The organism is Pseudoalteromonas sp. NZS11_1 (assembly GCF_015864275.1).
Classification (GTDB): domain Bacteria; phylum Pseudomonadota; class Gammaproteobacteria; order Enterobacterales; family Alteromonadaceae; genus Pseudoalteromonas; species Pseudoalteromonas arctica.
The window spans coordinates 32,465-55,030 of record NZ_JADYXK010000010.1 but is presented as its reverse complement, the minus strand read 5'-3'; the positions used below and the strand labels follow the sequence as shown (position 1 = coordinate 55,030).

Below are 22,566 nucleotides of genomic sequence, written 5' to 3'. Positions count from 1 at the left end.
CATCAATTGATGCCTTTATATTATAAATTTATGCTTTTAAGGCTTTATCGCCTCGGCCAATGCCAACAGCACCAGAACGTACAACTTCAATAATATCGGTTTCATGGCGAAGTGTGTCTAAAAACGATTCTATTTTGTCTGTACTGCTCACTAGTTGCAGGCTATAGCTTTGTCGGCCCATATCTAAAATAACACCCTGAAACACATCAACTACGCGGGTAACCGCTGCACGAGTCGTCTCGTCTTGAGCAAATACCTTAACAAGCAATAACTCTCGCTCAATGTGACTCATTTCTGTTAAATCGATAATTTTAAGCACGTCGACTAATTTGTTAACTTGTTTTGTGATCTGTTCAACCACTCTGTCATCACCCATGGTGGTAATGGTAATACGTGATAACGACTGATCATCAGTTGTGCCAACAGTTAGGCTGTCAATGTTGTATGCACGTTGTGAAAAAAGCCCAACAATACGCGACAGTGCACCTGGTTCGTTTTCCAATAGAATAGATAAAATACGACGCATTATGCTTTTACTCCTTTACGTAACCACATCTCATCAATGCCACCTAACTTGATTTGCATTGGGTATACATGTTCTTTCTCGTCTACAAGAATATCTAAAAAGACTAAACGATCGTTTATGCTCATAGCTTTATCGATTGCAGGTTGTAACTCATCAAGTGTGTTTACTTTAATACCCACATGCCCGTAGCTTTCAACCAACTTAACAAAATCAGGCAGCGAGTCCATGTAAGATGATGAATGACGACCGCCGTAAACCATATCTTGCCATTGGCGTACCATACCTAAAGAGCGGTTATTGAGTGATACAACTTTTACAGCTAGGTTGTACTGCAAGCAGGTAGATAGCTCTTGAATATTCATTTGAATAGAGCCATCACCCGTAATACATACAGATTCTTTATCAGGAAAGGCTAATTTTACGCCCATAGCAGCAGGTAAGCCAAAGCCCATAGTGCCTAGGCCGCCTGAATTTATCCACTGACGAGGATGCTTAAATGGGTAATATTGCGCTGCAAACATTTGGTGCTGACCAACGTCAGAACTTACGTAAGCATCGCCATTAGTGGCTTTATAAACAGCTTCAATTACGGCTTGTGGCTTAATTTTGTCGCCATCTGTGTTGTAGCTTAAACATTTTTGTTCACGCCAGCTGATAATTTGGCGCCACCAATCTTCTTGCGCGCTGCGATCTATTTTAATTGGGCTTTTATCAATACCCGTTTGTAGTTGTTCTAGTACTGTTGCTAAGCAACCTACAACCGGTATATGCGCTTTGATTGTTTTTGAAATTGAAGTTGGATCTACATCTACATGTACAATTGTGGCATTTGGACAAAACTTTTTAACGTTATTAGTTACTCGATCATCAAAACGAGCACCAAGCGCTAAAATCACATCGGCGTTTGCCATTGCTTTGTTGGCCTCAAGCGTACCGTGCATGCCTAGCATACCTACAAAGTTTGGATGTACACCTGATATGCCGCCAAGCCCCATTAGTGTATTGGTAATGGGCGCATTTAACGACTCAACTAAATGCGTTAATTGCTCTGACGTATTTGAAATAACAATACCACCGCCAGAATAGATAACCAGTTTTTTGGCCTCTAGAATAGTTGTTACCGCTTTACGAATTTGTTTTGAATGCCCTTTAGTATTAGGGCTGTATGTTCTTAGCTCTGTTGTTTTAGGAAATTCGTATTCAAACTTTATAGCAGGGTTAAGCATATCTTTAGGAAGCTCAACTACAACAGGTCCAGGACGACCTGTACTGGCTATATAAAAGGCTTTAGCTAAGATTGTTGGGATTTCTTTAGCACTTCTACAGTTAAAGCTGTGTTTAACTATAGGGCGAGAACAGCCAACAATATCAGTTTCTTGGAATGCATCGTCGCCAATTAAACTTGTAGGCACTTGGCCTGACAATACAACCATAGGAATTGAATCCATGTAGGCCGTTGCAATACCCGTTATACAGTTTGTAGCGCCAGGGCCTGAGGTTGCAAGTACAACACCAACGTCTCCAGTAGCACGAGCATAACCATCAGCCATATGTGTGGCAGCTTGTTCATGACGTACTAATATATGCTCAATATCATCTTGCTGAAAAAGTGCATCATATAAGTCTAAAACCGAACCACCGGGGTAGCCAAATATGTATTTTACCTTTAACTCTTTTAATGCCTGAACTACTAGTTCAGAGCCATTATATTCTTGTTTGCTCATCCTCATTCCTCTGTGCGCTTTTTTATGCATAAAAAAACCCCCGCGTAGTGCGAGGGTTTTTAAAAAGCAGTATCACCTTTTAATACATCCCCGCTGGGCTTATAACTAAGACCAGTACGAGTACGACTAAAAGGTTAATTTGTGTGTTCATAGTTTTTACTCTACTTAGCAAAACACTGCTTTTAAATTAAAAATTCTGTATATGTTTATTTTTAAGGGTTTTGAACCCTTATGTCAACCTTGAAAGTGGTTTTTTGCATTTTAAATTCGTTTTGTAGCTTTCTTTAATTTAAATCTGCAGAAATGCTGTATTTAACTGAGTTAACCAGCAGAAATTATGCGTTTTAGGTTGTGTGTTTGATTTTAGTTATAAAAGAGTGCGAAAGACCATTAACTTTTATTGCACATGTTAACTATATGTTTTTATCGCATGTTTAAATTTCTATTATTAGGTATGATTACTACATAATTATGTTTGAGGAAAACACAGTGAAAAAAGTGACGTTAATTGCGCTTTAACTACGCTATTAAGCCCTATAGTAGCGGCTAATAATTTAAGCCCGCATGATGTTGGTATAACTAACGAAGAACGTATTTTATATTGGCTTAAAAAAAGAGACCAAATATCCTCTAGTGAGTTAGATAGTTCATTTAAGTCATATATGAGTAACAAAGAAGTTGCCAATCACTCAATTAAAAATGGCTTTAGGCAATTTAAATCCTCCTCTACGGATTTTTCAAACACAAATAAACAACAAGCCGCTTTTTCAACGTCGCTAGTGCCTGATCAAAGCGTTAATGATGTAAAAGTGTTAGCTATCTTAATTGATTTTCCTGACCTCAAACATGACGATAATCGACTTGTAGAGCAAGACACAGACATGTTTTACGCTGATTATTCAACTGAACACTATCAGCAAATGCTTTTTAATACTCAAGGTTATGCGGGCCCTGATGGACAAAGCTTATCAACGGCTGCAGATTATTATAAAGCAGCATCTGGTAATAGCTTAAACTTTAACGGGCAGGTATATGGCTGGGTAACCGCTGATAGCAATGCAAAAATATATGGTGAACGCCAAGGCAGTACACGTGATAAAAATGCGCCCGCTTTAGTCAAAGAGGCTGTGGAGAAGGCGGTTGCAAAGTTTAATATTAATTTAGCGGACTATGATTTAACTGATTTAGATGATGTTGATGGCGATGGCATCCTCAACGAGCCTAATGGAATTATTGATCATGTAATGATTTTTCATTCAAGTATTGGTGAGGAGTCAGGTGGCGGTTACCTAAGCACCGACGCTATTTGGTCGCACCGCTACTATGTATTTGATGAAAATAGCGGGCCGAGCGAGATTGCAGGCAGCAGTATTAAGCTCTCTGGTTACACAATTAATCCAATTGATGCTGGGATTGGCGTGGTGGTGCATGAGTTTGGGCATGACTTGGGATTATTAGATGAATACGACTTACAATCTAACACGGTAGGTGAGCCTGTCGCGTCTTGGTCAGTTATGTTGACAGGAAGTTGGGCAGGTTCTCCACGAGGCTCTGAGCCTGTTATGTTTAGCCCTTATGCGCTTGAATATTTACAAAATCGATACCAGGGTAATTGGGTTAATCAGCTCACGCTTGATATGGATGCGATAGATGCTAACGCACAGCAAACATTAATTAATACTGCGAGTACTTCACAACTGCAAAGCCAAATAAAAATAACACTGCCATCTCGACTCGAAAAATTTAAAACGCCAGTAGAAGGCGATTTTCAATACTATTCAAATACGGGCGACAATATTAGTAATAGCTTAGTTAATACAGTAACGCTACCAAACACGACTGAGGCACTTACTTTAAGCTTTATTGCTTATTACAGTATTGAGCGCGACTATGATTTAGTACAGGTAAAAGTAAATGGGGAGCCTATTGCTAGTAATTATACGCAAGCAATAAACCCATACTATGGTGACATTGGTCCGTATATATCAGGTGATTCATTTTTTAATAGTGATGCTAAGCAACCTAACGGCTATTTAACCCATAAGTTTGATTTATCAGCTTATGCTGGGCAAATGATTGATCTAAAAATTGAATACATAACAGATGCGAACACACATTATTATGGTTTTGTTGTGGATGATATGCGTATTGAGCAAAGTGATACCTTAATTTGGCAAAATAATGCACAAGATCAAATTAACACTGAGTTTAATGGCTTTGAAAAAATAGGTAGTTACACATATGCATCGCCATCACATTACTATTTACAATTGCGTTCATACACTGGCGTTGACAGTAGTTTGCAAGCAGAGCAGTACTCACCGGGGTTATTATTGTGGTACAGCAATGAATCTCAAGCAGATAATAACACTACCGAGCATCCAGGTAGTGGTTTTGCATTAGTGGTAGATGCTGATCAGCGCTCGATAAATAAAGGCAGTACGCAAACTCCGGCTGCTTCAGCAATTCAAATTCGTGATGCTGCTTTTAGTTTATATCCACAGCGAGCTGGGTTAGGTGATGATGATTTATCAGCTATTACAGAGTTTACTGATAAAACCGACTATAGTTTTTCAGCGCAACAGCCATCGGGCGTTGCCCTTCCACAGGTTGGCTTTGGGTTTAATATTATAAGCCAGTCAGCTGATAGTGAAGATATAGAAGTAGAGCTTAATTACGATGTTACTAAGGGTATTAATTTTACCAAAACAGGTTTAATCGTTAATTTTAATGTAGAAGGTTTTGCACTCACGCCTGCGGATAAATTCACGTGGAATTTTGACGATGGTAGCTCAAGCACAGAGTTAACGCCTACTCATGAATATCAAGACTATGGCACCTATAGCGTTGAGTTTATGGCAAGTAATGATACTTCACAGCAAGTAGCTGTAGCTCAAGTTACATTAGTTGAGCCATTATCTGTAAATGAAATTGAATATGAAATAAACCAAGGAATATTAACAGCTCAAGCTTCGTTTACAGGTGGAGTCGCACCGTATACTTATAATTGGCAGCTAGGGGATGGAAGTACTTTAACGACGCAATCGCTCACTTATAATTATTTATACTCTGGTGATTACCAAGTAACGCTTACAGTGACAGATAACGAAGGCACGGAGCAAACTAAAGCGGTTGATGTAACGGCAACTGTTCCGCTTAGCATAGACGCAAACGTTACAGTAAATGATTTAAGCGCTCAATTTAATGCGCAAGTAACCGGCGGCTTTAATAGTTATAATTACAGTTGGGATTTTGGTGATGGCAGTGCGGTATCAAACTTACAAAACCCAAGGCATACTTATCAGACTGGCGGTGCATTTAGTGTAACGTTGAATGTTACTGATACTCAAACAAATGATACTTTTACTAAAGAGTTATCTCTTACAGTGCAAAAGCAACAAAGTAGTTCGGGTTCAAGTGGCGGATCATTGGCAGGTTTATTAGGATTACTACTGTTAAGTTTATTTAGGTTTAATACTAACCTGCATAAATACACCAGGTTGGTATAAGCTTAATTAACAAATAAAAAAAGCCCGCTAAATTAGCGGGCTATTTAAATTAATAACAAATATTAATTATAAACGGTCAATTACTGATTGAGTGAAATCAGTTGTACCGTGGCTGCCGCCTAAATCGCGAGTTGTACGGTCGCCTGATTTAATTACATCAGCAACAGCACTACGAATACGCTCTGCTGTATCGCCCATATCTAAATGCTCAAGCATTTGGATAGACGCTAAAATTACAGATGTTGGGTTAGCTAGGTTTTTGCCAGCAATATCTGGTGCACTACCGTGTACAGCTTCAAAAATTGCTGCATCTTCACCAATGTTAGCACCTGGAGCCATACCTAAACCGCCAACTAAACCAGCACAAAGGTCAGATAAAATATCACCAAATAAGTTAGTCGTAACAATTACGTCAAACTCTTCAGGTGTCATTACCAGTTTCATACACGTTGCATCAACAATCATTTCATTTGATTCAATTTGTGGGTAACGCTCAGCTACTTCACGTGCTACTTTTAAAAACAAACCAGATGTTGATTTTAAAATGTTAGCTTTATGAACAGCAGTTACTTTTTTACGACCTTCACGTACCGCTAGCTCATATGCAAAAGTTACGATTTTTTCTGCGCCTTCACGCGTAATTATCGATTTTGCTTCTGCTTCATTACCGTCTTCACTTACTATTTGGCCTGCACCTGAGTACATACCTTGCGTATTTTCACGAATAGTAATGATATCAATATCGTCGTAACGTGCTTTAGTGCCAACAAATGATTTAACAGGGCGTACGTTAGCGTATAAACCAAATTGCTTACGAAGTGTTACGTTAATAGACGTAAAACCTTCACCTACAGGCGTTGTTAATGGGCCTTTAAGAGTGATTTTGTTTCTAGCTATTGTATCAACCGTGTCTTGTGGAAGTAACTCACCTGTTTTTTCAAGTGCAGCTAGGCCAGCATCAACAAATTCATAATCAAAGTCGCAACCTGCGGCTTTTAATATTTCAAGTGCTGAGTCGATAATGCTCGGACCGATGCCGTCGCCTTTGATCACTGTGATGGTTTGTTTGGCCATTGACTTTTCCTTTAAAGAGTTTGATTTGCACATAAATTATTACCCTGAGAGAGTAATCGCTTGTTAGATCATTTATGTGAACGTGCTTGAAAATTTAAGGGCGCATTTATATCAACTTATCACCCATTTTGCTAGTTTATACAAGAAATACCGGGTATACACCAAAGTTATAATGGGTATAAAGACGTTAAATAGGGTCCCATAAATTAAATACTATTAAATAACGCGAGAGATTCTAATTTTTGATTAAAATCAGTTGGGTTTTGCCAATTTAGTATTTTCAGCTGTTCGTTTAATGTTTGCAGTTGCCACGCTGTTAGCGCAAGTTCTGGTTTAAAAACACTCTGTGCAACAATTTTAAGTGTGATCCAGAGTTTATGAGAATCAGTTAAGTGTTTTTTAGGTGTTTGCTCTGCTTCTAAAAGTGCCGTTGTCCATGGGTTGTCACTTAATAAATGAGTAAGCTGTTGCGTTAGTTGCTCGTTATTAATTGAATCCACACCAAAAAATGAGCAAATAGGGGCACTCAATGTTTTATTTGGTGTGTCGTCAATCAGCGTTTTACGAGAAAGCTGTGTACTGCATTGCGTTAATAAAAAATGAGCATAAGCATATAAAGGTAATGTAATGTGTTCAAACTGGTCATGTTTATTTTTACTGACTAATAAGGCCATTATTTTCACTAAACCATTTAATCTGTTAGTAACGTAGGCTTGCAGAGGGTGTGGGGTAACATTAACTAATTGCTCAAAAACAACTCTTTGAATTATCGCAGGCGCATTATAATAACCGACCATCGATAAACTATGCTTTAAGTCTTTAGCGGCCTGATGCTCCTTATTATAAGGTTTTACTGCCTCACATAAATTAGCAACTACCTGAGGGTGAGCCGCCATTAGCTGGCTTAGTCCTTTATAGCTATATTCGTGCTGTGACTTAATATTACTTATTAGTTCAAGTAAAGACTGTGCTTTATCAACGTCAACCACACTTTTTGACTTAACATGTTCACTGTTAAATACTTTAAAGCTAATGGTTTTATCAGCGCAATGCCATTGTTTTGGGTTGTCGTTAAGCGTTGCTTTAACGCTAAACCAAGCCAATTTATTTGGATTAGCGGTACTAATTAAAATATGTTTTTGCTGCGCATCAGTCGCTAAATAAATCATGGTTTGCTCGGCATAAAAAACGCGGCTTCCCGGTAACAGTGGCCCCAAATGAGCTATAAGTGATTTGATTAGCTGCAGTGCAAACAAATTTGGTGTGCGAATATACAAGTCAGTAAGTGCTTTAAATAAACTCATGTGTTTATTAGCCGTATTACTAGTAATGTTCATACTAATAATATTTGCTAAAGCAATTAGTGTTATGCCCCCATCGTAAAGCATTATTTTAGGAGCACTTACCAATGCTTGTTTATATTTACTTAACTTAGCTAATAATTGCGTAACGGGTTTGGCAGAATCGCCACTGGATAACATTACTTTTGCAGCTAACTGATGACGCATTTTCCATATGTTTTTATCAGAGTCTTGAAAAGGTGTTTGCTCACAGAGCTTGTTTAATTGCGCTCCAACACATAAATGCTCAATGAGTGAAGCCGTTATGTATAGCTCGCTTAGGGCATTGTTATAGTGTTGAGATTTACAAAGTGCAGCGGTTATTACACTCTGACTAACAACTAAGTTGGTGGCATAAGAATAATTAGGATTATAAAGTGTTAAACGAGCTTGTAATGCGAATGGCTGTTCACTATAGAGCACTCTATATTGCTCAGCTAGCTTACTTGCCATGGGGTATAAGGCTGTCCATTTTTGTTTATTGTTATAATAGCTTAAAAACAGCTGCGTATTATTAAGCAGCTGCTCTAAAGTAGTTGAAACAGCTTCATCCATTAAACCTTCACCTAATTTTGTTCTTGATATTTATTATATGCACTAGGACCCCATAAAAATAGCTGCCCATTTTTAAATAATAACCCAGTACATTCATCCATAGTGGTTATACCGTCAGATGTTTTATGCTGTGTGCGGTAAAAAACAATCTGAAATACCTGTTCACCATCTCGTTTGGCATAAGTAAGGTCGGGGCTGCCTAAATAATCAAGCACAGTATTTAGTGTTGTTGGCTGCTCAAGTGATAGTTTTTCGATATAACGTTTATTAAAAGCTTCTCGGTCTTGCCAGATCATAGCCTGAGGATCGTCTTTATAAAAAGTGATCACCAACGCTGCTATCAGTGCATATAGCCCTAAACCTAAGATTAAATATCGGATAAATTTTTTCAATATGGTTTACTCTGACTCCGGTAACTAATAATAGTATACGTTTTGTAATGTTTAGAGGCTATTAACTTGCGACTAATTAAGTCTTAACTGCTTTAAACTAAAGCCTAAATTTATATCGGTGCGTAAACTAACCAAGTGCTTTGAGATTACGTACATATCCATATTAGCGGCTAACTTTGCTTTAATACTCGGGCTTAGAGACTCATCTTCGGCCGCATGCTCAATTGAATTATAGTTATTAACTATTTGCTGCGCAGACTTAGTACCTATTCCTTTTACTCCCGGAATATCATTTGTTTTATCACCAGCCAAAGCCCAAAAATCAACGAGCTTATTTTGCTCAACACCAAAACGCTCTTTTATACTTGTCTCATCTAAATAGAGTTTTTTAAAGTAATCATAAACTGTAATGTAGGGGCCTAAATAGGGTAAAAAACCTTTATCAGTAGAAACAACAGTATTAGCTATTTGATTATTTGATGCCTTAAATGCAAGCGTTGCAATAATGTCATCGGCTTCATCGTTAATAGGCTCAAATACAACAATACCAGTTTCTTCTATTGCGGTTTTAAAGTGCTCTAAGGCATCTTTTAGCACTTGAGGCATTGGGGCACGGGAGTGTTTGTAGTCTTTATAAAAATGATAACGCCAGCTTTTGTCACCATCAAATACCGCAATCGCATGGGTTGCATTACTTGTATCTAAAAGCTTTTTACACGCATGAGCTATACGTGCACAGCACGTTTGTATCATTTGCTCATCACTGTGATGTTTTTGATTAGCGTCAACGGCGTAAATGCGCCTAATTAAATTAAGCGCATCAATAAGAAGTAAATGGGGTTTCAAACTATAAAACTCATGCTTTTATTTTGTAACACGGAATGTATTTGCTGCCAGGGAGTTTCATACGGCCTTGATCAACAAATGCTTGTAATAACGTATCCATATTTTCCATAAGGGCAGGCTCGCCACTTAAAATGTATGGACCGTTTTGCTTAATGGCTTTAACGCCTTCGTCTTTTACATTTCCAGCTACAATACCTGAAAAAGCTCTGCGTAAATTAGCCGCTAATAACTGCTTTGGTTGATCAAGATGTAAATCAAGACTTGCCATATTTTCGTGTGTTGGTGCAAAAGGTTGTTGAAAATCGTTATCGATTTTTAACGTCCAGTTAAAGTAGTAGGCATCGCCTTCACTTTTACGGTAATCACGAACATTGGCCATAGCCGATCTTAGCTTTTGCCCAACTAACTCAGGATTATCAATAATAACTTCAAACTTATCTAATGCTTCTTTACCAAGCGTCATTTCAACAAATTCACACAGCTCTTTAAAGTACGCTTCACTTTCTTTAGGGCCAGTTAAAATAACAGGCAAACATTGTTTGGTGTTATCTGGATGAAGTAATATCCCTAATAAATATAGCAATTCTTCAGCAGTACCTGCGCCTCCAGGAAAAATGATAATAGCGTGAGCTGTTCTTATAAAAGCTTCAAGGCGCTTTTCAATGTCAGGTAAAATAACTAATTCGTTAACAATAGGGTTTGGTGGCTCTGCAGCAATAATGCTTGGCTCTGTTAGGCCTAAGTAACGGTTATTGGTATTGCGCTGTTTTGCATGGCCAATAGTGGCACCTTTCATTGGGCCTTTCATGGCACCAGGGCCACAACCAGTACAAATATTTAATCCACGTAAGCCCAGTTCGTAACCTACTTGTTTTGTGTATTTATATTCAACTTCGTTTATTGAGTGTCCGCCCCAGCAAACAACCATACTTGGTTCGCTATTAACACGCAAAGCACCTGCATTTCTGAGCATATCGAACACCATATGAGTAATGGCTTTTTGCTCTTTTAAATCTTTTTCGTATTTTTGACAAATAAACAAAATATCGCGAATAACAGAAAATATATGCTCGTGAATTCCGGTAATTATTTCGCCATCAACAAATGCGGTTTCGGGTGGGTTTTCAAGCTCAATTTTAATACCTCGTTCGCGGCTTACTAAACGAATATCAAAATCTTTGTATTTGTCGTATATATCGCTACTTTCGTCGGTATGGCTACCTACATTAAGCACTGCTAGTACGCAGTTTCTAAATAACTTATAACGCTCACTAGCAGAAGATTGCTCTAATAAATCAACTTCTAATTGCGACAGTAAATCTAAAACCCCAGTTGGGTTTAACTGTATTAACATAGACGTTCTCCTTACTGCTAAATCGTAAAAAACTACTTGTCATAAAATTTATAATGGCTATGACATTATTTACTGGTACAAAGTCTATCTCGTCCTGAATTTTTGGCCTCGTAAAGAGCATCATCTGCTCGATCAAATGCCTTTAACAGAGTATCGCCTTTTTTAAACTGAGTTGCACCTACCGAGATAGTGATCTCAATTTGTTTTTCTCTAAATTTAAAAGGTATATTTTTAATTACCTTTCTTACTTTATCCAGAGGTAATGTTGCGTTTTCAAGCGACACACCTGGCATTAACAATACAAATTCTTCACCGCCGTAACGCGCTATAAAATCGGACTTTCTTACCGATTTTTGCAACGCTTTTGATATAACCTGTAAGGTAATGTCACCTGCGGTATGGCCAAATCTATCATTGATAGATTTAAAGTGGTCAACATCAATAACCGCAAGCGTAACATCTGATGGCTGCACATTAAACAAATGCATTTCGTGATTGTAACGTTCATCAAATGCAGCTCGGTTAGGCAGTTTTGTAAGCCCATCAAGTAAACTTTTAAAGCGCTGTTCGTTTAAGCGTTTTTTATACGTTGTTAACTTATCTTCTAAAGTAACAATTCGTTTGTTTATTTCACTAAAGCTAGTGCTAAGCATTTCTCTATCTTTTCGTTCTAACTTTTCTTTTGCTAGAAAATCTTCGCTTAGTGATTTTAATTCGTTATCTACGAGTTCTTTTAAAGATGAGATTGACGTTGCTTTTTGTGTTTGTTCGTTGAGGTTTTTAATTTTTAGTTCAATGCTTTTATTCAACGAATCAAACTCAATACTCATCGATTTTGAGTGTCTACTAGTAGAGACAATAGAATTATGTAGATCTTCGAGGGTTTGATTTAATGAAACTAAAAAGCTTTGTGCAGATTTACGCTCTTTGCTAATGTTTTTTACTACAACTTCAATTATGTTAATCGCAACATCGAGTAATGCGTCGATTGTGTCACTTTCTGTAATATTATTTTTTATACTATTAATTTGTAGTGTAGCTTCTTCTTCAAGTATAAGTTCGTTAGCCAGCTCAAGTAGTTTTTTTGCACGAGCCTGTTTTACAGGGCGCTGATTATCGGCTTGAGGGTCTTGCTTAGTTAGCAATGCTTCATGATAAAAGAGAATAAGTTGATCAAGTAGCGGAATATAGCCATGGGTTGATTGAACGTTATTAATCTCTTGATCGAGTAAATTTCTCAGGGCTCTGCGAGTATCGTCTGGTAAACCTTTAGTTTTTTGTAACTGTTTACCTGCATTTTGTACACTGTTGAATAAATCACGTTGCTGAGCTTGCTGAATCGATTCTTGATTTTTAAGTAATATCAAAGTTTCACTAACAAGAGGAGAGAGGTCTTCAAAGCTCATACCTTTATTGAGTGCACTTCTAAATTTAGCAAGGCGATTATCTAACTCAATATCAAGCCCTTTACAGCTTAGCGAAAGTTTAGCTGCAAAGTCGCACAAAATATCCACTTGATGTTTGCGTGCACTCTCAATAGCCATACGAGCATCAATTGCTTGTTTGAGTTTTTTATCTGTTGGATTAGATCTTTCAGACACCTAAGCGTACCGCCATCAAATTAATTTTATTATCTTCAGTTTACAACAAATTTTTATTATGTGTAGTTATCTAGTAAAAAACTTAGAAATTTTAATAAGCTACTACGTATAAACTCGTATACGGGGCAATTTGTCGTATTTAATTCACTTTTAAATAGGGGCTTGCTAGTCTTGCAGGCAATTAAGTTTCCACTAAGAGTCTCTATGAAAAAGTTATTAGCCCTATCTATTTTAGCTGCATGTTCAGCACCTGTATTTGCCGATGTAAATTATTCTTTAGAAATTTCGCAACCACAACATCATTTAGGCGATGTAAGTGTTGAGTTTCCAAAAACAGCGCAAGCACATCTTGATATAAAACTTCCTGCATGGCGAACGGGTCGCTATGAAATGCTAAACCTTGCCAATGGCATTCGTTACTTCAAAGCTAAAGATGAAGATGGTAAAGAATTAAAATGGGAAAAAATTGACCATAGTACATGGCGTGTACACCTTAATGAGCCAACCGAAGTTAATGTTGACTACCAGGTGTATGCAAATGAGCTTGGTAAGCGCGCTCGCCACATTGACGACAGCCATGCATTTATAGATGCATCAGGCTTTTTTATGTTTAGTGAATCATTTCGCCAAGAGCCAGTAACCGTTAATTTAGAGGTGCCTAAAAAGTGGCGCTCTGTATCGGGTATGGATAATTTAAAAGGCAAAAATTCATTTAAAGCAGCAGATTACGACGTGCTTGTTGATTCACCAATTGAAACGGGTATTAACCAACTACACACATTTGAAGTAGATGGCCGTGAATACGATTTAGTTATATGGGGCGACGGTAACTACGATGTAGAGCAAATGCTTACCGATCTTAAAAAATTAGTTGCTACTGGTAATGTAATTTGGGATGGCTATCCATATGAACGTTATGTATTTATGGTTCATGCTACGTCGGGCGCAGGTGGAGCAACAGAGCATTTAAACTCAACAATTATTCAACGTCCACGCGATAGATTTGGTAGCCGCGAAGATTACCTAGCCTTTATTAGCACCGCTGCGCATGAGTTTGTTCATACGTGGAATGTTAAAGCATACCGCCCTCAAGGTTTAGTGCCGTACGATTACACTAATATGAATTACTCTAAACTGCTTTGGATTGCAGAGGGTTCAACAAGTTATTTTGAAGATCATTTAATGGTTCGCTCTGGTATTGAAACCACAGATGAATTTTTTAAAGTGATGAGTAAAACCATTAATCGTCATTTACAAACACCGGGCCGTGAAGTGCAAAGCGCAAGCGAAACAAGCTTTGATAAATGGATTAACCAAGGTGGCGATCATGCACGTAACTACAGCACTAATATTTATTCAGAAGGTTCGTTACTTTCATTAGTTTTAGATATCGACTTGCTAGAAAAAAGCCAAGGTAAAATAAGCTATCGCGACGTACACAAAGCACTTTATAACAATCATAAAATGCCAGCTGGTTTTACAGATATAGATGTACTTAATATCTTAAAAGATTTAACAGGGCGTGATTACTCAAGCTGGTGGCAAGAAAATGTTGAGTCGCCTGCAAGTATTAACTTTGACGACTTACTTACTAAAGTAGGCTTGAAATTTGAACGTCCTGAAAAAGCAAAAGCGCTTGCAAGCATTGATGCTACCGCTAAAAACACAGGTGAGCTACTTACATTAAGTTACGTTCGCCGTGGTGGCAGTGCGTGGAAAGCAGGTTTAACTACCGATGATAAAATTGTCGCTATAAACAAACATCACGTAGGTAAAGATTTAAAAACCAGCTTAGAAACGTTTAAAAAAGGCGATAAAGTAACCATTGACTATCTTCGTCGCGATGCTCTTGAAAGCTTAACATTAGTATTATCAGAAGATTTTGATAAGCCTAAAAAAGTAGTTGCTGATAAAGAGGCAACGCCTGAGCAAAAAGCACTATTCAAAGCATGGATTGGCGTGGAACATCCAAATGATGTGACAAAAAAATAAATTCAGTTTTTATAGCGTTTAAATATAGTTAACAATTATTAAAAAAGAGCTTCGGCTCTTTTTTTGTTTTGCATAATGACGTATATAATGTACATGGAAATTTAATATTAAAATTAAATTTAATTATTATTTAGTATTTCTCTATTATTAAATAAAATTATTTATGGATATAGCCTCAAAATGAAATTAGATAACCCGACCTCAAACTTAACCCATCAATTTGTAATTAACGACTATTTGCATCAATTATTTGATGCGGTAAATGTTATTTCTGTTCAAGGTTATGACAATGAACGTCGTGTTATTTATTGGAATGAAGGCAGTGAGCGACTTTATGGATATACCAAAGAAGAAGCCATAGGACAAAAAATAGAAGACCTTATAATTCCAGAGCCAATGTGTGAGTTAGTTATTAACGCACATAGTGATTGGGTAAAAAAAGATATAGAAATTCCAGCATCTGAAATTATCTTACAAGACAAAGATGGAAACAACGTATCGGTTTTTTCCAGCCACGTTATGTTTATAAATCAATACAATACAAAACAAATGTACTGTATTGATATCGATTTGTCGGATGTGAAAAAAGCACAAGCAGAGGCTTCATTTAATGAGGATATGCTAAAAACTATTTTTGGGGCAATCCCTGATTTATTTTTCCTGATGGAAAATGATGGAACTATCCTAGAGTATCATGCGAGCAATGAAACCGATCTTTATACCAAGCCAATGCAGTTTATTGGTAAAAAGATGGGAGATGTATTACCTGAGGAAGTAGCCAAAAAATTTGAAACTTATATCAGCCTTGTATTAGAAAAAGAGCAGATGATGAGCTTTAAATACGAGCTAGCTTTGCCCCATGGGCTCGTTTTTTTTGAAGCAAGAATAAATAAAATAACAGAACATAACCAGTTAATGGTTATTATTCGAGATATTACAGAACAGCATAAATCAGATGAAGTAATTAGACATCAAGCGTATTACGATAGTCTAACTTTACTCCCAAATCGTTTTTTAGCACTTGATCGTTTGTCGCAATTACTTATTGAAGCACAAAGAAATAACGAGAAAGCGGCAGTACTGTTTTTGGATTTAGATGATTTTAAAAAAATAAATGACTCTTTAGGCCATGAAACAGGAGACAAACTTTTAATTGAATCAGCGCAAAGGCTGCAAGAGGCACTGCGAAAAGACGACACGGTAGGGCGCCTAGGTGGAGATGAGTTTATCGTATTACTACGAGGTATAACTGATCACCATGCAGCGCTAAAAATCACTGAAAAACTGGTCAATAACTTTAGAGCCCCTTTTAAGATTGAGGGCCGGGAACACATACTAACAGCGAGTATTGGTGTAGCCATATACCCAGAAAATGGTACAACCGTTGCTGATTTATTACGAAATGCTGACACTGCAATGTATCAAGCAAAATCATATGGTCGTAATACTTATTCATTTTTTACTAAAAAGATGAACGTAATTATTCAGCGCCGACTAGTAATAGAAGAGCAGATGCGTGGCGCCCTTGAGCGTAATGAATTTGAGTTATTCTACCAGCCCCAATTTGACGCCAAAAATAAACACATCATTGGTGCAGAAGCGTTATTACGCTGGCATAACCCTGTGCTAGGTAATGTAACACCCGATGAGTTTATACCTATTGCCGAAAATACAGGATTAATTGTACCTATTGGCAAGTTTGTAATTAGCCAAGCATTACACTTTTTAAACACATGGCAAAGTACCTGTAAACGCCAACAAAAATATACAATGGCTGTTAACTTATCTCCTCGCCAATTTAGAGACGTAGGGTTGCTCAGTTTCATTCAAAACTCATTGAGTGAAGCAAACGTAAATCCCGAAAGTTTAGAGCTTGAAATAACTGAAGGTGTATTGATGAGTTGCCACACTAATGTTGTAGATATACTGACTGAAATTACTGCATTAGGCATTAACTTATCAATGGATGACTTTGGTACAGGTTATTCATCATTAAGTTATTTGAGAGAATACCCTTTTAATGTACTCAAAATAGATAGAAGTTTTATTGATGGCATTGTGCTAAACAATGAAGACTGTAATCTCGTAAAGGCAATTATTGCTATGTCGCACAGCTTAGGACTGACAGTGGTAGCCGAAGGTGTAGAAACAAAAGAGCAGCATACTTTATTGAACGAGTTGGGTTGTGATTTTATGCAAGGCTTCTATTTTAGTAAACCAATACCAGCAAAACAGTTTCTTGATTTTTCGATGAATTTTGATAAAAAGTAAGATTAAACACTCGATTGTAACAATTCATTGCACGGCTATTGACCTTATTGTCCCATCGCGAGTAACCTGTTATAGAAACAAATAAAAAGGATTCTATAATGCGTTTAAAACCTCTTGTAGCTACATTAGTAGCCACATTTTCTTTATCACTTTCAAGTAGTGCCATAGCCGACGAAGGCATGTGGCAACCACACCAACTTCCAGAGTTAGAATCAATTTTAAAAGCCAAAGGGCTTGAAATTGATGTTGAATCTATTTCTAAATTAACCGAATTCCCAATGAATGCGGTAATTAGCCTAGGTGGCTGTACAGCATCGTTTGTATCGCCTAAGGGTTTAGTTGTGTCAAACCATCACTGTGTTTATGGCTCGGTACAATACAACTCAACACCTGAAAACAATATTTTAGAAAATGGCTTTTTAGCTAAAAGTCCTACAGAAGATTTACCTGCAGCGCCGGGCTCACGCGTATATGTAACAAAAACGGTTACCAATGTAACAGATGAAGTAATTAAAGGTACTAACGAGCTAACAGCAAAAGCACGCTACGACGCACTCGAAAAAAATGAAAAAGCGCTAGTAGCCCAGTGTGAAGCCGACGAAAGCTATCGTTGTAACGTGTATTCGTTTCATGGTGGTTTAGAATTTTACCTAATTAAGTCACTTGAAATTAAAGACGTACGCTTAACTTATGCACCGGCAATGGGCGTAGGTAAATACGGCGGCGATATAGATAACTGGATGTGGCCGCGCCACACAGGCGACTTTGGTTTTTACCGCGCTTATGTAGGCAAAGATGGAAAACCTGCAGAGTACAGCGAAGACAACGTACCTTACGTACCTGACTCTTACCTAAAAGTAAGTGCCAAAGGCGTGCAAGAAGGCGACTTTGTAATGGTTACAGGCTACCCAGGGCGTACTAACCGCTACCGTATAGCAACAGAGGTAGATAACGTATTTAACGACAGCTACCCTAAAGCACGCGTTCATAACTCAAAATACGTGTCGCTTATTGAAGAAAACTCAGAAGACGGCAGTAAAGCGCGTATTGCTTACGAAAGCACCATTGCAGGTTATAACAACTATATTAAAAACTATGGTTCGATGATCGAAAGCTTCAAAAAAGGCACTATGCTTGAGCGCAAAAAACAGTTTGAGCAAGAGCTAACACAATGGATCAATAGTGATGGTGAGCGTAAAGAACAATACGGAAGCGTATTAGGTGAGCTATCTGAGCTAATTGCGCAATCACAAGAGCACAGTGAACGCGACCGAATGTTAGGTTATGTACATCGCTCACAAATGATCAGCACAGCACGACGTTTATACCGCCTAGCTTATGAAAAGCAAAAGCCAAATAGCGAACGTGAATCTGGTTATCAAGAACGTGACTTACCTCGCATTAAAGCAGGGCTTGAGCGCATGACGCGCCGTTATGATAGCAAAGTAGACAAAGCTATTTTACTGCACTTTTTAGAACTGTATGCAGCACTTCCAAAAGAAGATCGTTTTAGCGACGTTGATAACGTATTTAAAGTACAAAATGGGTTTGATAAAGCAACTCAAAGCGCGTTACTTGATAGCATGTATGAGCAGTCAAGACTCGATAATGCCACTGTTCGTAGTTCATTGTTTGAACAATCGTTTAGCCAGCTAAATCAAAGCCAAGACCCATTTGTGCAGTACGCTAAAGCAATCTTTAAAGTAATGAAAGCACAGGAAGATAAATCAAAGGCACTGGCAGGTAAATTACAAGCCGCTCGCCCAGAGCTAATGAGCGCAATCATTGCGTTTAACAAAGCTAAAAACAAACCGGTATACGCCGATGCTAACAGCACATTACGAGTAACCTATGGCACTGTAGGTGGCTATTCACCTCAAGATGGCTTGGTAGCAACACCGTTTACATCGCTTGAAGGATTACTTGCTAAAAACACCGATGTTGACCCATTTAATGCACCTGAAAAGTTACAAGAGCAAATTAAAGCCAAGCTTTACGGTGATTACACGGGTGGCATGAATACAGTACCCGTTAACTTTTTATCAAATGTAGACACTACCGGTGGTAACTCAGGTTCGCCAACACTTAACGGTAAAGCAGAGCTTGTTGGTTTACTGTTTGACGGTGTTTACGAAAGTATTATTGGTGATTGGGATTACAACCCTGAGCTTAATCGCTCAATCCACGTTGATTCACGCTACATGCTGTGGGTAATGGATAAAGTAGATAATGCACAAAACTTGTTAGACGAAATGACAATCGTAAAATAAGTAATTAGTGAGATAAGAGAAGGGCGCTTACCGTAAAGGAAGCGCCTTTTTTGTTGGTGTTTGATTCGGTTTCTTTACTTGCTCACAGGATTTCAAGCGCTGGCGCAGTTTACACTGCCCAAGAGGTTTGTTACCACTTGTTAGAGTATCTTATTCTCTGTAACCTCAGATCTAATATGGCTCTTTCGACATAGCTCATTTCTTCATTAAATATATTTTCTTGGTACTCGTGAACCATATCCAATAACCTGAGAAGGATCTTAACTTCAGCAGCTAGATTTCTCCTATATGTACGAATATTTATAGAGTATTTATATATATAAAAGGAGGAGCCAACGCAAAGAAATATTGCTAGTACTATCAAGCTTAAATAAAAAGCCATTGGAAGGTTTATTAACCAATCAGGTCTATTGAAAATAAAGTAGCTAGAGCCTATTGCAGCATATAAACCAATAGTAGAAATCATAAACATAACTCGTAAATTCGCGATTTTAGCGTGAAATGAATTTACAGTTTCAGATACTTCCTCAGCCATATTTACAAGCTTTTCTAATTCGCTTGATCCACGTTTATCCATCATTTAACACCATTTTGTACCAGTGAAACTTTATCAATGAAAACACGAAGATAGTTTCGTTGCTTAGTTATGCTATCAACCTGAGGTGCAACAATTTCTCCATTCCATTCAAAAGGCTCTGGCATTGGGCAAACTGGTAGGTGGATTATTTTTATATTATTTGCACCCACAGTCTTTAAAAATGAGTTGATTTTATTTGTAAATGGGCTCTTACATGAAGGATTGTAGTAGCGCTCGGCATCTAAAAGATCTTTCTCAAACAAGTCAACTTTATTAACCGCTATCACAAGCCATTTAGGGCCTCTGCCATTAGCTTTTGACATCGCCAATTTATCAAGCATTGATTCAAAATCATTTAGCTCTAGAGATAGATGATGCTGCCTAATTTTATAAATAGTATCTATCCCTCTGCTTTCAACCATTTCTTTTTTTACAGCAGCTTCACGAATAGAAGTAAATCCCCAATCTACTACATGAATTACGCCATCTAGTTCATCTGTTTTATTCAATGCTTCATCGAGTGATCTAGCTCGTTCTTGGCTATTTTGTCCTGGAATTACAGCTACAACTTTCGTCCAATCTCCAATTGTGATTGGTTTTATTTCAACATCTGTGCTCGTGCCTGGTTCATTCCAATCCTGCGTATTTGCTTCACCGTGATAATGGGAAGCAAGAACACTTTTTCCAACACCGGCTCTACCTGTAACGATTACGCTAGGCTTACCCATACCTACTTTAACCTGTGCTTTCTTCCAATACTCTTGAATAAACTTTCTATATTTATAGGCGTAAACAACTGGTTTTGCTATGGTCGGCACTAAATCAGTCCATGATTCATTTTCATTTGTCATAATTAATTAAACCTTACTTCATAAATCTAAATGGCACATAACAGCTTTATCAAAGTACATATTCTCTGTTTTAATGTGAAAACGCCCTTATTTTGCTAGTGTCTATTAATAGCAAATTACGTAAGCTATTGCCAATTATAAATTTTATGTTCGGAGTAGGCTATATTACTATGTAAGAAAGAGAAAATTCCTCATCATATTACTCAGTTAGTGATTATTTAATTTAAGTAGGGTTCTGGTATGAATGAGTCTATACTTTTTTTAGCCACCTTAACTTGTAACTAATCACCTCAACACCCTTAAATATATTTCATGTGCATTTTATAGCCAAGAAGTGCTAGCTTAGTGGTAAATTAATTGAAGGAAATAATTATGAAATTAGAGTCATTAGCACTGCACCACGGTTACGAATCTGAGCCTACGACCAAATCGGCAGCCGTACCTATCTATCACACTTCTTCTTATACATTTGATAACACGCAGCATGGTGCTGATTTATTCGATTTAAAAGTACCTGGGAATATTTACACCCGCATAATGAACCCAACCAATGCCGTACTTGAACAACGTATTGCCGCGATGGAAGGGGGCATTGGTGGGCTGGCTGTTGCCTCTGGGATGGCTGCTATTACGTATGCTATTCAATGTTTGTGTGAAGTCGGTACTAATATTGTAAGCACCAGCCAAGTATATGGTGGCACGTATAACTTATTTGCACATACACTACCTAGGCAAGGTATTGAAGCACGCATGATTAAAGCCGATGACTTTACCGCGTTTGAGAATGCAATTGACGACAACACCCGCGCTGTTTTTTGTGAATCTATTGGTAATCCTGCAGGTAATATTGTTGATATTGAACGTTTAGCACGTATTGCACACAGCAAAGGTGTGCCGCTTATTGTTGATAATACCGTGGCTACGCCGTATTTATGCCGCCCATTTGAGCTGGGCGCCGATATAGTGGTTCACTCACTTACAAAGTATATAAACGGGCACGGTACTGCTATTGGCGGCATGATTGTCGACTCAGGAAAATTTGATTGGAAAGCGAATGCTACACGTTTTGCAATGATGAACGAGCCCGATCCGTCGTATCACAATGTGGTTTATACCGAAGCCTTTGCTGAAGCTGCATTTATTGGGCGTTGTAGAGTAGTGCCACTTAGAAATACCGGCGCAGCGCTTGCGCCTAAAAACGCATCTGACATTTTAATCGGCCTTGAAACTTTAGGCTTAAGAATGGATCGCCACTGCGAAAATGCACAGCACCTGGCTGAGTATTTAGAAAATCATCCAAAAGTGCTTTGGGTTAATTACGCAGGATTAAAATCAAGCCCGTATAACGAAATGAGTCAAAAAATTACCAGTGGTAAAGCATCGGGTATTTTAAGCTTTGGTATTGCTGGTGGTCTAGAAGCAGGCACGCGGTTTATTGATTCGCTAAACATGATTTTACGCTTAGTTAATATTGGCGATGCAAAGTCGCTTGCGTGTCATCCTGCATCAACTACACATCGTCAATTAAACGATGATGAATTAGCAAATGCCGGTGTAAGTCGCGATTTAATTCGTTTGTCGGTTGGTATTGAAAACATTGCAGACATAATTGCCGATGTAAGCCAAGCGCTCGATAAAGCATAGTTACCTCACTACCTTTCATAAAAAACTTTAAAGCATAAAA

General features: G+C 37.9%; 14 protein-coding genes and 1 pseudogene. 5 read left to right on the top strand and 10 right to left on the bottom strand.

Going from position 1 to position 22,566, the window contains the following annotated elements:
- Positions 1 to 28: 28 nt before the first annotated feature.
- A complete protein-coding gene (ilvN, locus tag I6F44_RS09385; RefSeq protein WP_007580691.1) occupies positions 29 to 526 on the bottom strand; it encodes an acetolactate synthase small subunit in 498 nt (165 codons plus the stop codon).
- Positions 526 to 2,250, bottom strand: coding sequence for an acetolactate synthase 3 large subunit (locus I6F44_RS09380; RefSeq protein WP_010552970.1), 1,725 nt, complete (start codon positions 2,248 to 2,250; stop codon positions 526 to 528). Before I6F44_RS09380 ends, ilvN begins: the two co-directional genes overlap by 1 nt.
- A gap of 489 nt (positions 2,251 to 2,739) precedes the next feature.
- On the opposite strand from I6F44_RS09380, the pseudogene I6F44_RS09375 reads away from it, so the two are divergent.
- Positions 2,740 to 5,759, top strand: a pseudogene (locus I6F44_RS09375) (immune inhibitor A domain-containing protein).
- Positions 5,760 to 5,825: 66 nt separating this feature from the next.
- On the opposite strand, the gene I6F44_RS09370 reads toward I6F44_RS09375, so the two are convergent.
- The 6 genes from I6F44_RS09370 to I6F44_RS09345 all read right to left on the bottom strand — a co-directional run bounded on the left by I6F44_RS09370 (position 5,826) and on the right by I6F44_RS09345 (position 12,921).
- The gene (locus I6F44_RS09370) at positions 5,826 to 6,833 is read right to left on the bottom strand and encodes an isocitrate dehydrogenase (protein ID WP_007580684.1); all 1,008 of its coding nucleotides are present in this window, start codon (positions 6,831 to 6,833) and stop codon (positions 5,826 to 5,828) included.
- 206 nt (positions 6,834 to 7,039) lie between these two features.
- Entirely contained in the window at positions 7,040 to 8,728 is a 1,689-nt protein-coding gene (locus I6F44_RS09365; RefSeq protein ID WP_197173654.1) for a hypothetical protein, read from the bottom strand.
- Between the two features lie 11 nt (positions 8,729 to 8,739).
- Positions 8,740 to 9,123, bottom strand: a complete 384-nt coding sequence (locus I6F44_RS09360; protein WP_024591078.1) for a DUF3192 domain-containing protein — start codon at positions 9,121 to 9,123, stop codon at positions 8,740 to 8,742.
- A 69-nt stretch (positions 9,124 to 9,192) separates the two neighbouring features.
- Positions 9,193 to 9,966 carry a flap endonuclease Xni gene (gene xni, locus I6F44_RS09355; protein WP_197173653.1) on the bottom strand — a complete coding sequence of 258 codons (774 nt, stop codon included), beginning with the start codon at positions 9,964 to 9,966 and terminating at the stop codon, positions 9,193 to 9,195.
- A gap of 10 nt (positions 9,967 to 9,976) precedes the next feature.
- Positions 9,977 to 11,320, bottom strand: coding sequence for a nucleotide 5'-monophosphate nucleosidase PpnN (gene ppnN, locus I6F44_RS09350; protein WP_007580678.1), 1,344 nt, complete (start codon positions 11,318 to 11,320; stop codon positions 9,977 to 9,979).
- A gap of 65 nt (positions 11,321 to 11,385) precedes the next feature.
- Positions 11,386 to 12,921 carry a GGDEF domain-containing protein gene (locus I6F44_RS09345; RefSeq protein ID WP_165741235.1) on the bottom strand — a complete coding sequence of 512 codons (1,536 nt, stop codon included), beginning with the start codon at positions 12,919 to 12,921 and terminating at the stop codon, positions 11,386 to 11,388.
- A 204-nt stretch (positions 12,922 to 13,125) separates the two neighbouring features.
- Between I6F44_RS09345 and I6F44_RS09340 the strand changes: the two genes are divergently transcribed.
- From I6F44_RS09340 to I6F44_RS09330, 3 genes are all read left to right on the top strand, one after another.
- On the top strand, positions 13,126 to 14,913 hold the full coding sequence (locus I6F44_RS09340; RefSeq protein ID WP_024609154.1) for a M61 family metallopeptidase: 1,788 nt from the start codon (positions 13,126 to 13,128) through the stop codon (positions 14,911 to 14,913).
- A gap of 180 nt (positions 14,914 to 15,093) precedes the next feature.
- Positions 15,094 to 17,184: a bifunctional diguanylate cyclase/phosphodiesterase gene (locus I6F44_RS09335; RefSeq protein WP_197173652.1), complete on the top strand. Its 2,091-nt coding sequence runs from the start codon at positions 15,094 to 15,096 to the stop codon at positions 17,182 to 17,184.
- Positions 17,185 to 17,282: 98 nt separating this feature from the next.
- On the top strand, positions 17,283 to 19,454 hold the full coding sequence (locus I6F44_RS09330; RefSeq protein ID WP_197173651.1) for a S46 family peptidase: 2,172 nt from the start codon (positions 17,283 to 17,285) through the stop codon (positions 19,452 to 19,454).
- A 130-nt stretch (positions 19,455 to 19,584) separates the two neighbouring features.
- Here the strand turns inward: I6F44_RS09330 and I6F44_RS09325 are convergent, their stop codons facing one another.
- Positions 19,585 to 20,034 (bottom strand): hypothetical protein, encoded by a 450-nt coding sequence (locus I6F44_RS09325; RefSeq protein WP_197173650.1) that lies wholly within the window; start codon positions 20,032 to 20,034, stop codon positions 19,585 to 19,587.
- The gene (locus I6F44_RS09320) at positions 20,031 to 20,882 is read right to left on the bottom strand and encodes a GTPase domain-containing protein (RefSeq protein WP_197173649.1); all 852 of its coding nucleotides are present in this window, start codon (positions 20,880 to 20,882) and stop codon (positions 20,031 to 20,033) included. The genes I6F44_RS09325 and I6F44_RS09320 overlap by 4 nt, the downstream gene beginning before the upstream one ends.
- Before the next feature lie 372 nt (positions 20,883 to 21,254).
- Between I6F44_RS09320 and I6F44_RS09315 the strand changes: the two genes are divergently transcribed.
- Entirely contained in the window at positions 21,255 to 22,526 is a 1,272-nt protein-coding gene (locus I6F44_RS09315; protein WP_197173648.1) for an O-acetylhomoserine aminocarboxypropyltransferase/cysteine synthase family protein, read from the top strand.
- Positions 22,527 to 22,566: the final 40 nt, after the last annotated feature.